This window comes from Pseudomonas sp. I8001 (assembly GCF_013385345.1).
Lineage (GTDB): Bacteria > Pseudomonadota > Gammaproteobacteria > Pseudomonadales > Pseudomonadaceae > Aquipseudomonas.
Window position 1 is genome coordinate 511,825 of the sequence record NZ_JACAQC010000007.1, and the last position, 12,162, is coordinate 523,986.

Here is a 12,162-nt window from a genome sequence, read left to right on the forward strand (position 1 = left end):
CGATTCTTATTGGGCAGGGCTGGATGGGGGGACCACGACGTCGGCACGCACGGCATGCACATCGAGGCTGATCTGGTATTCGGTGTATTGGCGTGCCGGCACGTTGAGCACCGTGCGCCACTCGGCGCGGTCCAGTTCGCGATAGCCCACCAGCAGGCCGATCTGGCGGGTGGACGGGTCGAGGTCGCGCTGGATGCTCAATTGCTGGCCGGGCAGGATCACCACTTCGTCCTGGTCGAGCAGGTCGAGGCCGAGGGTCGACTGTGCGCGATCGGCCAGGGCGAAGTAGTCGGAACGGCTGAAGGTGGCGGCGTTTTTCAGTTCGAAAATCCGCACCCGTACCGGGGCTGCCTGGCCATTGGCGCCGGGGTTGAGCCCGGCGATGGCATGGAAATGCAGCTCGACGGCGGCGGTGTCTGCCTCAGCTTCGGCGGCCTCGGGCTTGGCCGCATCCTTGGCACACGCCGTCAGCAGAAGCGCGGTGGCGACTGCGAGTAAAAACCTGGGAATCATCCTGCGTCCTCAATGACGTACTTAGCTATCCGTTGTTCCATGTACTGCGTTGTTAGTGACGCTGTCGGCTGCTGTGCGCTTCGTAGGCACGGCTGAATTCACGCCCGAACAGGTCCTGGAAATCTTCCTGGGCCTCGCGGGAAATATTGCTGTAGAGCTCGGTGAACTGCTGCCAGTACTGGGCCTGTCGCGAGCCGTTGAAAATGCTCGACAGCCCGCCGGGCTTGCCCATGCGCTCTTCGAGCTGCGCCGGTTCAAAGCGCGTCAGCAGGTGCTTGATGGCGGCTTCGACCCCGGCCATGACGGCCAGTTGGTGGGCGCGCAGATCGTCGAAACTGTCGCGCACCGCCAAGTCCGGCGCCATAAACGCCTGATTGCTGTGGCGTAGGAGCAGCAGTAGCGCTTCATCGGCATTCGGGGCGAATTTCAACGGATTGTTTTCCACCGGTTGAATCACCGTCTGCTGCATGCGGAACTCGCCCTTGAGGCTGCTGCGGGCACGCAACACGTCGATCAGGCCTTCGACCATCAGCCGGTAACTGCGGCCGATGCTTTCCATCTGGGCTTCGGCCTGGGCCTTGTCCAGGCGCAACTGATCGAGGCCCGCACCGCGCAGGAAGGCTTGCAACAGGTCGGGCTGGCTGGCATCAGCCACCGGGAGCGGGCGCTCGACCTTGGGCGGCTCGATGACCGGCGGCTGTGGCGGTGTTGGCGGCAGCGGTGCGACAGGCTTGGGTGCCGGGGCATCGCCGAACAAATCCCAGTCTTCGGGGATTACTGAGCCCGAGACCACCGGCGCAGGCGGTTCAGCCACGGGCAGCGGTGTCGGCGGGCGGAAGTCGTGCTGCTCGGCCGGCACGTGATCGTGCACGGTGGCCGGCGGTACGCTGGTGGGCGCGAGGAAGTCGAACAGGTCCGGCAGGGTGTCCATCGACGAGGCGCCCTGGAACTGCGGCGCGATCACCGGAGGTGGCGTCGGGGCCTTCACGGCGGCGCCCATCAGGGCTTCGAAACTGTTGGAAGCGTCACTGGTGAAAGACGGGGTATCTGTCACTTTCAGGTTGAAATCGATACGCGCCTGGATCTCGTAATCGCCGATGCGGATCAGTTCGCCGTCCTGCAATGGCTCGCTGCTTCCCCGCCGCAAACGAATACCGGCATGCACTAACTCAACTCCATTAGTGCTGTTATCAGTTAAGTAGTAACGACCATCTTTGTACTGAATAACGCAATGTTGCGTGGAAACAAGACGTTCTGGATCAGGCAGTACCCAGTCATTTTCGGAACCGCGGCCAATAGCCATCACTCCCTGGTCCAGGGACTTTTCAGAACACTGGCCAGGGGTAATCTTGTGATAACTAGTGATAGTCAAGCACAGCGACATCTTGCCTCCTTGCTGATACTTCGCGCGCGGCCGTTCCCTGGGAGAAATGCTCCGAGAGATCCACGACAGATCCTTCCAAAACCTTGAAAGCCTGCTTCAACCCGCGTAATTGCTGATCTTAACCGGCCTGTATGACAAAAATCCTGCCTCGGCACCTGCTTCGACTGATCAGTCGCACAAGATGTTAAGCACCGCACATCTGTCATAGAGGGCGAATAGCTTACCTTGACAAGGCATAAGTACTACACCAAAAATGCACAACTTCTTGAACACCAATGATGGCACTTTGAAATCAACATGATGTCAAAGCGCTAAATAAGACCAAGAAAACATGCAAAGTTCCTCGCGCAACTAATGCATGAGTTGCCCGTCATCTAACGGGCTGATAGGGAGATCGAATTTAGTGGATGTGCCTCTGCTGCTCGCCGCCGTTTCCGCGACTTCGCCCTGTGGCGAAGACTTGGAATATGACGCCGATTACTTGCATCTTGAGCGTGCCGCACAGGGTCAACCCGAGCGCAGCATGGGCGACTCGATCCTGCCTGCCGAACCTCCGGAATGGCGCAGCATCCAGCAGCAAAGTCTCGACCTCCTGCAACGCAGCAAAGACCTGCGCATCACCCATTTCCTGTTGCAAGCCGCCCTCGCCCTCCAGGGCATTGCAGGGCTTGCCGACGCACTCGCGCTGATCAACGCGCTGCTGCGCGAATACTGGGCGGACCTGCATCCGCGCCTGGATGCCGATGACGACAACGACCCCACCGTGCGCATCAACGCCCTCAGCGGCGTGGCCAGCGACGCGAACATCCGTCTGCTGCGTGAGGCTATCCTCACCCGTTCCCGCACCTTCGGGCCCGTCAGCCTGCGCGCCGCGCTGAATGCCAGCGGGCTGCAGAGTTTCCCCGGCGAAAACCTCGGTGCCGAACAGCTTAACGGCGCATTCCTCGACAGCGATGCCGAGCAGCTGCAAGCCACCCGCGACGCGCTGAACGCCGCCCGCGACGCCTGTGAGGCCATCGAACAATACGTCAGCGACCAGGTAGGTTCCGCCCAGGGCGTGGACCTCGCCCCCTTGAAGCAACTGCTCAAGCAGGCCGCGCAGATACTTAACCAATACGCCCCACACAGCGGCGCTGCCAGCGAGCCCGAGGTTGTCAGTGACGACAATGCCCCCTCGGTTGAATACGCCGCCGCGCCCGTTGCAGCACGCCCGACCGGCGACATCGCAAGCCGCGATGAAGTGCTGCGCAGCCTCGACAAGATCCTTGCGTACTACACCCGGCACGAGCCTTCGAGCCCGCTGCCGGTGCTGTTGAACCGAGCAAAGAATCTGGTGCACGCCGACTTTGCGGCCATCGTGCGCAACCTGATTCCCGACGGCATGTCCCAATTTGAAAATCTGCGCGGGCCGGACAGCGAATAAGCGTACGGATCGCGCAGTTACAACACCGTCGCTCAAGCGACCAGGAGCAGCAACGTGGCGAAGCAAAGTTCTCAGAAATTCATCGCGCGCAACCGTGCGCCTCGGGTGCAGATCGAGTACGACGTCGAGCTCTACGGCGCCGAGAAAAAGGTCCAGCTGCCCTTCGTCATGGGCGTGATGGCCGATCTCGCCGGCAAGCCCGCCGAACCTCTGGCGCCTGTGGCCGACCGCAAGTTCCTTGAAGTGGACGTCGACAACTTCGACTCGCGCCTCAAGGCCATGCAGCCACGCGTCGCGTTCCACGTGCCCAACGAGCTGACCGGCGAAGGCAACCTGAGCCTGGACATCACCTTCGAAAGCATGGACGACTTCAGCCCCGCCGCTGTGGCGCGCAAGGTCGATTCGCTCAAGCAACTGCTCGAAGCCCGCACCCAGCTGGCCAACCTGCTGACCTACATGGACGGCAAGACCGGCGCTGAAGAAATCATCATGAAGGCGATCAAGGACCCGGCACTGCTTCAGGCACTTGCCAGCGCGCCCAAGCCTGCAGGGGAGCAGTAATCATGACTGACAATACCGCCCGCGAAGGCACCCAGATCCTGGGTACCACCGAAGAAGCCAGCGAGTTCGCGAACCTGCTGCTGCAAGAATTCAAACCCAAGACCGAGCGTGCCCGCGAAGCCGTGGAAACCGCTGTGCGCACCCTGGCCGAGCAGGCTCTGGCCCAGACCGACCTGGTGTCCAACGACGCGATCAAGTCGATCGAATCGATCATCGCCGCCATCGACGCCAAGCTCACCGCCCAGGTCAACCAGATCATCCATCACCAGGATTTCCAGCAGCTGGAAAGCGCCTGGCGTGGCCTGCACTACCTGGTGAACAACACCGAGAGCGATGAGCAGCTGAAGATTCGCGTGCTCAACATCTCCAAGCCGGACCTGCACAAGACCCTGAAGAAATTCAAGGGCACCGCGTGGGACCAGAGCCCGATCTTCAAGAAGATGTACGAAGAAGAATACGGCCAGTTCGGCGGCGAACCTTACGGTTGCCTGGTGGGCGACTACTACTTCGACCAGTCGCCTCCCGACGTGGAGCTGCTGGGCGAGCTGTCGAAAGTCTGCGCCGCCATGCACGCACCGTTCATTGCCGCCGCTTCGCCAACCGTGATGGGCATGGGCTCGTGGCAGGAACTGTCGAACCCGCGCGACCTGACCAAGATCTTCACCACCCCGGAATACGCCGGCTGGCGCTCGCTGCGTGAATCGGAAGACTCGCGCTACATCGGCCTGACCATGCCGCGTTTCCTGGCGCGCCTGCCGTACGGTGCCAAGACCGATCCGGTGGAAGCCTTCGCCTTCGAAGAAAACACCGACGGTGCCGACAGCTCCAAGTACACCTGGGCCAACGCCGCTTACGCGATGGCGGTGAACATCAACCGTTCGTTCAAACACTTCGGCTGGTGCTCGCGCATCCGTGGCGTGGAGTCGGGCGGTGAAGTCGAGAACCTGCCGGCCCACACCTTCCCGACGGATGACGGTGGCGTGGACATGAAGTGCCCGACCGAAATCGCTATCAGCGACCGCCGCGAAGCGGAACTGGCGAAGAACGGTTTCATGCCGCTGCTGCACAAGAAAAACACCGACTTCGCTGCCTTCATCGGCGCCCAGTCGCTGCAGAAACCGGCCGAATACGATGACCCGGACGCCACCGCCAACGCCAACCTGGCCGCGCGCCTGCCGTACCTGTTCGCCACCTGCCGTTTCGCTCACTACTTGAAGTGCATCGTGCGCGACAAGATCGGTTCCTTCAAAGAGAAGGACGAGATGCAGCGCTGGTTGCAGGACTGGATCCTCAACTACGTCGACGGTGACCCGGCGCACTCCACCGAAACCACCAAGGCCCAGCATCCATTGGCTGCCGCCGAAGTGATCGTGGAAGACGTCGAAGGCAACCCGGGGTACTACAACTCCAGGTTCTACCTGCGCCCGCACTACCAGCTCGAAGGGCTGACCGTGTCGCTGCGCCTGGTATCGAAACTGCCTTCGGCGAAAGGCGCGTAACACCGTCGCTCGTTCCCACGCTCCGCGTGGGAATGCCGCCCGGGACGCTCCGCGTCCCAGTGACGCAGAGCGTCACAAGATGCGTTACCACGCAGAGCGTGGGAACGATCAGCGTTAACAAATTCTGTGGCTGAGACCACACAGGGAGAAAACATGGCTGTTGATATTTTCATCAAGATCGGCGACATCAAGGGCGAGTCCATGGACAAGGCCCACAAGGACGAAATCGACGTGTTGAACTGGAGCTGGGGCATGGCCCAGTCCGGCAACATGCACGTGGGCGGTGGCGGCGGTGCGGGCAAGGTGAACATCCAGGACCTGTCGCTGACCAAGTACGTCGACAAGGCCTCGCCCAACCTGATGATGCACTGCGCGAGCGGCAAGCACATCGACAAGGTCACGCTGACCGTGCGCAAGGCCGGCGGTGAAAGCCAGGTCGAGTACATGATCATCAACCTGGAAGAAGTGCTGGTCACCTCCCTGAGCACCGGTGGTTCGGGCAGCGATGACCGCCTGACCGAAAACGTGACCCTGAACTTTGCCCAGGTGATGGTGGACTACCAGCCACAGAAAGCCGACGGCACCAAAGACGGCGGCGCGATCAAGTTTGGCTGGAACATTCGCTCCAACACCAAACGCTGATTGCCCCTGTAGCCGCCACCCCAAGTGGCGGCTGCAAGCCCCCTGTTCCTCTCGCAACCCGTCCGTGGAGCTGCTTTGGTGGTAACTGAAATTGCTTCCCGCGATCGCCTGCAACCGTCCCTGCTGGACCGGTTGACCGACGATGACCCGACCAATCCCAAGGAAAGCGCCGACAAACGCGTGCTGTCCCTGAGCCAATTGAAAGCCTCGGTGCTGCGTGACCTGACGTGGCTGCTCAACACCACTTCACTGCTCAACGCCGATGCCACGCTGCACACGCCTGCCGGTACGTCGGTGGTCAATTACGGGCTGCCGGCGCTGGCGGGCAACAGTGTCTCCAGTGTCGACATCAGCGCCCTGGAAGCCTTGATTCGACAAGCCATCGCCACCTTCGAGCCGCGCATCCTGCGCCACACCTTGCGGGTCAAGGCACGCGTCGGCCACGGTGAGATGAACCACAACGCCCTGAGTTTCGAGATCGAGGGCGACCTGTGGGCGCAGCCGGTGCCGTTGCGCCTGTTGCTGCAAACCGACCTGGACCTGGAGTCCGGCCATGTGCGTGTGGTCAATGCCGACCAGCGGAGACGCCCATGAACCCGCGCCTGCTGGAGCTGTACAACCAGGAACTGCACCACGTGCGCGAAAGCGCCGCCGAGTTCGCCAAGGAATACCCGAAGATCGCCAGTCGGCTGACCCTGTCCGGCATGGACTGCGCCGACCCGTACGTCGAACGCTTGCTCGAAGGCTTTGCGTATCTCACGGCCCGGGTCCAGCTCAAGCTCGACGCCGAGTACCCGACCTTCACCAACAACCTGCTGGAGATCGCCTACCCGCACTACCTGGCGCCGACCCCGTCGATGACCGTGGTGCAGTTGCAGGCCGATCCCGATGAAGGCTCCCTGGCCAGTGGTTTTCCACTGCCCCGCGACACCGTCCTGCGCGCCGCCTTGGGCCGCGAAACCCAGACCTGCTGCGAATACCGCACCGCGCACCCGGTGACGCTGTGGCCGTTGCAGGTCGCCCAGGCCGAGTACTTCGGCAACCCGTCCGCCGTGCTCGGGCGTTTGGCTGCCAGCGAACCCAAGGCCAAGGCCGGCCTGCGCCTGACCTTGCGTACCGGCGCCGAGCTGCCGTTCAACAGCCTGGCGCTGGATAATTTGCCGTTGTACCTCAGCGGTGCCGACGAACAACCGTTCCGCCTCTACGAACAACTGCTGGGCAATGCCTGCGCGGTGTTCGCGCGCAAGCCCGGCGGTGACTGGGTTGAGCGCCTGCCGCCGGAGGCCTTGCGCTCCCGGGGTTTCGATGACGCCGATGCGGCGATGCCGGTGGTGCCGCGAGCGTTCCAGGGCTATCGCTTGCTCCAGGAATACTTCGCCCTGCCCCACCGTTTTCTGTTCGTCGAATTCGCTGAACTGAGCCGCGCCGTCAAACGCTGTGACGGCCAGGAACTGGAACTGATCGTGCTGTTCGACCGTCACGATCCAAGCCTGGAAGGCAGCGTCGGCAAGGCGCAATTCGTGCCGTTCTGCACCCCGGCAATCAACCTGTTTCCCAAGCGTGTGGACCGGATTCATTTGTCCGAGCGGGTCAACGAACACCATGTGATCGCCGACCGCACGCGACCGATGGATTTCGAGATTCACTCCTTGAGCGGCATCACGGGCCACGGCACCGGACCGGAGCAACCGTTTTTGCCGTTCTATGCAGTACGCGATCCGTCGCGCTATGGCCGTGACCAGGCTTACTACACGGTGCGTCGCGAACCCCGCGTGTTGTCCAGCGACCAGCGCCGCAACGGGCCGCGCTCCACCTATGTGGGAAGCGAAACCTTCGTCAGCCTGGTGGACACCCAGCAAGCCCCGTACCGCCATGACCTGCGCCAACTGGGCGTGACCGCACTGTGCACTAACCGCGACTTGCCGCTGTTCATGAGCGTGGGCAACGGCAAGACCGACTTCACCCTGGCCGACAGTGCGCCGGTCTTGGCCGTGCGCTGCGTCGCCGGGCCAAGCCGCCCGCGCGCCAGCCATGCCCATGACGCCAAGGCCTGGCGTCTGATCAGCCAGTTGTCGTTGAACTACCTGTCGCTGAGCGAGCAAGGCCAGGGCGCCGCCGCGCTGCGTGAACTGCTGCGCCTTTATGGCGACAGCAACGACGCCGCCCTGCAATTGCAGATCGAAGGCCTGCGGGAAGTCAGCAGCAAGGCGGTGACCCGGCGCCTGCCGATGCCCGGCCCGATTGTGTTTGGCCGCGGCCTTGAGATCACTCTGGAATTTGATGAAAACGCGTTCCGCGGCACCGGCGTGTTCCTGCTCGGTGCGGTGTTTGAACGGTTCCTGGCACGCTACGTGTCGATCAACAGTTTTACCGAGACGGTGATCCGTACCACCGAACGCGGCGAGATCATGCGATGGAAAGCCAAGCCCGGACGCCGTCCGACCCTGTGAGTACCCTGGATGCGATGCATCAGGAGCCCTGGGAATATGACTTCTTCCAGGCGCTGCGGCGCATCGAGTGCGAATCGCCGAACCTGCCACGCCTGGGGCATTCCCTGCGCCTGGCGGATGACCCGCTGCGTCTCGGGCAACAGGCCGATTGCACCTTTGCGCCGGCCACACTGGCCTCGGTCGAACCTGGGGCCGAAGGCCAGCCGGCACGGCTGGAGCAGTTCTTCTTCGGCCTCGGCGGCCCCAACGGCCCGCTGCCGCTGCACATCACCGAGTACGTGCGTGAGCGCCAACGCAACAACGCCGACAGCACCAGCAAGCGCTTCCTGGATGTGTTCCACCACCGCCTGCTGACCCTGTTTTATCGTGCCTGGGCCGAGGCACGGCCTACCGTCAGCCATGACCGCCCGGACGATGACTACTGGTCGGCGCGCCTCGCCGCATTGAGCGGTCGCGGCACCCCGAGCCTGCTCAACCAGGGCCTGATCCCCGACACGGCGAAGCTGCATTACAGCGGCCACCTGTCGGCACAAACCCGCTATCCGGACGGCCTGAAGGCGATTCTCGGCGAGTACTTCGGCCTGCCGGTGGAGATCGAAGAGTACGTCGGCCAATGGCTGGAGCTGCCCGAGCGCAGCCGCGTGAGTGTCAGCGCCAACCAGCTGGGCGTGGACTTTTGCCTGGGCAGCCATGTGTGGGACCGCCAGCATAAATTCCGCATTCGCCTGGGCCCGCTGAAGCTCGATGACTACATGGGCATGCTGCCCGGCAGCCAGCCGTTCAACGAGCTGGTGGCGTGGGTCGCCGAGTACCTGGGCCACGAACTGGACTGGGACCTGAATCTGGTTCTGCAACAACCGGAAGTGCCGGCCCTGCAACTCAACGGCCAGTTCCGCCTGGGCTTCAACACCTGGCTCGGCCAACCCGAGCATGACGCCAACGACCTAATCCTGGCCCGGCATTACGCCGAACACGCCAACACCTCAAGGAATCCAGAGCATGGGTGAAATCAGTCGCGCCGCACTGTTCGGCAAACTCAACAGCGTGGCCTACAAGGCCATCGAAGCCGCCACCGTGTTCTGCAAGCTGCGGGGCAACCCGTACGTGGAACTGGCCCACTGGTTTCACCAGTTGCTGCAACTGCAGGACTCTGACCTGCACCGCATCATTCGACAGTTCAATGTCGAGCCGGCGCGTCTGGCCCGCGACCTGACCGAAGCCCTGGACCGCCTGCCCCGTGGCTCGACGTCGATCACTGACTTGTCGTCCCATGTGGAAGAAGCGGTCGAGCGTGGCTGGGTCTACGGCAGCCTGATGTTTGGCGAAAGCCAGGTGCGCACCGGTTACCTGGTGCTGGGAATTCTCAAGACGCCGAGCCTGCGCCATGCGCTGTTGGGCTTGTCCGGTGAGTTCGACAAGATCAAGGCCGAAGCCCTGAGCGAACGCTTTGATGAATACGTCGGCGACTCGCCCGAAAATGCACTGAGTGCCAGCGACGGTTTCAACGCCGGTGCTGTACCGGGCGAGGCCAGCGGCGCCATGGCCCCGAGCGCGATGGGCAAGCAGGAAGCCCTCAAGCGCTTCACCGTCGACCTGACCGAACAGGCCCGCAGCGGCAAGCTCGACCCGATCGTCGGGCGTGACGAAGAGATTCGCCAACTGGTGGACATCCTCATGCGTCGCCGCCAGAACAACCCGATCCTTACCGGTGAAGCCGGCGTCGGCAAGACCGCCGTGGTCGAAGGCTTCGCCCTGCGCATCGTCGCCGGCGACGTACCACCCGCGCTGAAAGATGTGGAACTGCGCAGCCTCGATGTCGGCCTGCTGCAAGCCGGCGCCAGTATGAAAGGCGAGTTCGAACAACGCCTGCGCCAGGTCATCGAAGACGTCCAGGCCTCGCCGAAACCGATCATCCTGTTTATCGACGAAGCCCACACCCTGGTAGGTGCCGGTGGCGCCGTCGGGACCGGTGACGCGGCCAACCTGCTCAAGCCTGCCCTGGCCCGTGGCACCTTGCGTACCGTGGCCGCCACCACCTGGGCCGAGTACAAGAAGCACATCGAAAAAGACCCGGCCCTGACCCGTCGCTTCCAGGTGGTGCAAGTGGCCGAGCCGTCGGAAGACAAGGCGTTGCTGATGATGCGCGGCGTGGCCTCGACCATGGAAAAACACCATCAGGTGCAAATTCTCGATGAAGCCTTGGAAGCTTCGGTGAAGCTGTCCCACCGCTACATTCCGGCGCGTCAATTGCCGGACAAATCCGTGAGCCTGCTGGACACCGCCTGCGCCCGCGTCGCCATCAGCCTGCACGCGGTGCCGGCAGAAGTCGACGACAGCCGCCGCCGTATCGAGGCACTGGAAACCGAGCTGCAAATCATCGCCCGCGAGCACGCGATCGGCATCGCCATCGGTGCGCGCCAGACCAACAGCGAAGCGCTGCTGAGCGCCGAACGCGAGCGCCTGGCCACCCTGGAAAGCCGTTGGGCCGAAGAGAAAACCCTGGTGGATGAGTTGCTCGCCACCCGTGCGACGTTGCGCGAAAAATCCGGTGTCGTGGACAGCGGCGATGATCAATTGCGTTCCCAATTGGTAGACCTGCAACAACGCCTCAGCACCCTGCAAGGCGAAACCCCGCTGATCCTGCCGACCGTGGACTACCAAGCGGTGGCCTCGGTGGTCGCCGACTGGACCGGCATCCCGGTGGGCCGCATGGCCCGCAACGAACTGGAGACGGTGCTCAACCTCGACCAGCACCTGAAGAAACGCATCATCGGCCAGGACCACGCCTTGCAGATGATCGCCAAGCGCATCCAAACCTCCCGCGCCGGCCTCGACAACCCGAGCAAGCCGATTGGCGTGTTCATGCTCGCCGGCACCTCCGGCGTGGGCAAGACCGAAACCGCCCTGGCCCTGGCCGAAGCCATGTACGGCGGTGAGCAGAACGTGATCACCATCAACATGAGCGAGTTCCAGGAAGCCCACACCGTGTCCACCCTCAAGGGTGCGCCACCGGGCTACATCGGCTATGGCGAAGGTGGCGTGCTGACCGAAGCCGTGCGGCGCAAACCCTACAGCGTGGTGCTGCTGGACGAGGTGGAAAAAGCCCACCCGGACGTGCATGAAATCTTCTTCCAGGTGTTCGACAAAGGCGTGATGGAAGACGGCGAAGGCCGGGTGATCGACTTCAAGAACACCTTGATCCTGCTGACCACCAACGCCGGTACCGAGTTGATTTCCCGGGTCTGCAAAGACCCGGCGAACATCCCCGAGCCCGAGGAAATCGCCAAGGCCCTGCGCCAGCCGCTGCTGGAGATTTTCCCGCCGGCGCTGCTCGGCCGCCTGGTGACCATTCCGTACTACCCGCTGAGCGACGAGATGCTGAAAGCGATCACCCGCCTGCAACTCAACCGCATCAAGAAGCGCGTGGAGAACACCCACAAAGTCGCCTTCGATTACGACGACGACGTGGTCGACCTGATCGTGTCCCGCTGCACCGAAACCGAAAGCGGCGGGCGGATGATCGACACCATCCTCACCAACAGCCTGCTGCCGGACATGAGCCGCGAATTCCTCACCCGCATGCTCGAAGGCAAGGCGCTGGCGGGCGTGCGAATCAGCACGCGGGATAACGAATTGCACTACGACTTCAACGATTGACCTGACGGAATGCGATCAAAACTGTGGGAGCGG

10 protein-coding genes are annotated in these 12,162 nt (G+C 62.6%); 8 read left to right on the plus strand and 2 right to left on the minus strand.

Annotated elements, in window-relative coordinates; all coding sequences use genetic code 11:
• Nucleotides 1–6 precede the first annotated feature (6 nt).
• Together tssJ and tagH are read right to left on the minus strand one after the other, a co-directional pair.
• The gene (gene tssJ, locus HX839_RS06935) at nucleotides 7–513 is read right to left on the minus strand and encodes a type VI secretion system lipoprotein TssJ (protein ID WP_003213332.1); all 507 of its coding nucleotides are present in this window, start codon (nucleotides 511–513) and stop codon (nucleotides 7–9) included.
• 52 nt (nucleotides 514–565) lie between these two features.
• Nucleotides 566–1,897 (minus strand): type VI secretion system-associated FHA domain protein TagH, encoded by a 1,332-nt coding sequence (gene tagH, locus HX839_RS06940; RefSeq protein WP_177066886.1) that lies wholly within the window; start codon nucleotides 1,895–1,897, stop codon nucleotides 566–568.
• Between the two features lie 403 nt (nucleotides 1,898–2,300).
• On the opposite strand from tagH, the gene tssA reads away from it, so the two are divergent.
• The 8 genes from tssA (at nucleotide 2,301) to tssH (ending at nucleotide 12,129) form a co-directional block, all read left to right on the plus strand.
• Nucleotides 2,301–3,320, plus strand: a complete 1,020-nt coding sequence (gene tssA / locus HX839_RS06945) for a type VI secretion system protein TssA (RefSeq protein ID WP_177066887.1) — start codon at nucleotides 2,301–2,303, stop codon at nucleotides 3,318–3,320.
• 54 nt (nucleotides 3,321–3,374) lie between these two features.
• Nucleotides 3,375–3,881 (plus strand): type VI secretion system contractile sheath small subunit, encoded by a 507-nt coding sequence (gene tssB, locus HX839_RS06950; RefSeq protein ID WP_003213340.1) that lies wholly within the window; start codon nucleotides 3,375–3,377, stop codon nucleotides 3,879–3,881.
• 2 nt (nucleotides 3,882–3,883) lie between these two features.
• The gene (gene tssC / locus HX839_RS06955) at nucleotides 3,884–5,380 is read left to right on the plus strand and encodes a type VI secretion system contractile sheath large subunit (RefSeq protein ID WP_003213343.1); all 1,497 of its coding nucleotides are present in this window, start codon (nucleotides 3,884–3,886) and stop codon (nucleotides 5,378–5,380) included.
• 153 nt (nucleotides 5,381–5,533) lie between these two features.
• Nucleotides 5,534–6,022 carry a type VI secretion system tube protein Hcp gene (locus HX839_RS06960; RefSeq protein WP_003213345.1) on the plus strand — a complete coding sequence of 163 codons (489 nt, stop codon included), beginning with the start codon at nucleotides 5,534–5,536 and terminating at the stop codon, nucleotides 6,020–6,022.
• A 78-nt stretch (nucleotides 6,023–6,100) separates the two neighbouring features.
• Nucleotides 6,101–6,616, plus strand: coding sequence for a type VI secretion system baseplate subunit TssE (tssE, locus tag HX839_RS06965; RefSeq protein WP_003213348.1), 516 nt, complete (start codon nucleotides 6,101–6,103; stop codon nucleotides 6,614–6,616).
• Nucleotides 6,613–8,472 carry a type VI secretion system baseplate subunit TssF gene (gene tssF / locus HX839_RS06970; protein WP_003213350.1) on the plus strand — a complete coding sequence of 620 codons (1,860 nt, stop codon included), beginning with the start codon at nucleotides 6,613–6,615 and terminating at the stop codon, nucleotides 8,470–8,472. Before tssE ends, tssF begins: the two co-directional genes overlap by 4 nt.
• Complete coding sequence (tssG, locus tag HX839_RS06975) at nucleotides 8,436–9,479, plus strand: type VI secretion system baseplate subunit TssG (protein ID WP_177066888.1); 1,044 nt, start codon at nucleotides 8,436–8,438, stop codon at nucleotides 9,477–9,479. Before tssF ends, tssG begins: the two co-directional genes overlap by 37 nt.
• On the plus strand, nucleotides 9,472–12,129 hold the full coding sequence (gene tssH / locus HX839_RS06980) for a type VI secretion system ATPase TssH (protein ID WP_177066889.1): 2,658 nt from the start codon (nucleotides 9,472–9,474) through the stop codon (nucleotides 12,127–12,129). The genes tssG and tssH overlap by 8 nt, the downstream gene beginning before the upstream one ends.
• Nucleotides 12,130–12,162: the final 33 nt, after the last annotated feature.

Bases quoted from the DNA above. Each gene is read 5' to 3' on its own strand.
- tssJ (WP_003213332.1), bottom strand. From the start codon at position 513: ATGATTCCCAGGTTTTTACTCGCAGTCGCCACCGCGCTTCTGCTGACG.
- tagH (WP_177066886.1), bottom strand. From the start codon at position 1,897: ATGTCGCTGTGCTTGACTATCACTAGTTATCACAAGATTACCCCTGGC.
- tssC (WP_003213343.1), top strand. From the start codon at position 3,884: ATGACTGACAATACCGCCCGCGAAGGCACCCAGATCCTGGGTACCACC.
- HX839_RS06960 (WP_003213345.1), top strand. From the start codon at position 5,534: ATGGCTGTTGATATTTTCATCAAGATCGGCGACATCAAGGGCGAGTCC.
- tssF (WP_003213350.1), top strand. From the start codon at position 6,613: ATGAACCCGCGCCTGCTGGAGCTGTACAACCAGGAACTGCACCACGTG.
- tssG (WP_177066888.1), top strand. From the start codon at position 8,436: ATGGAAAGCCAAGCCCGGACGCCGTCCGACCCTGTGAGTACCCTGGAT.
- tssH (WP_177066889.1), top strand. From the start codon at position 9,472: ATGGGTGAAATCAGTCGCGCCGCACTGTTCGGCAAACTCAACAGCGTG.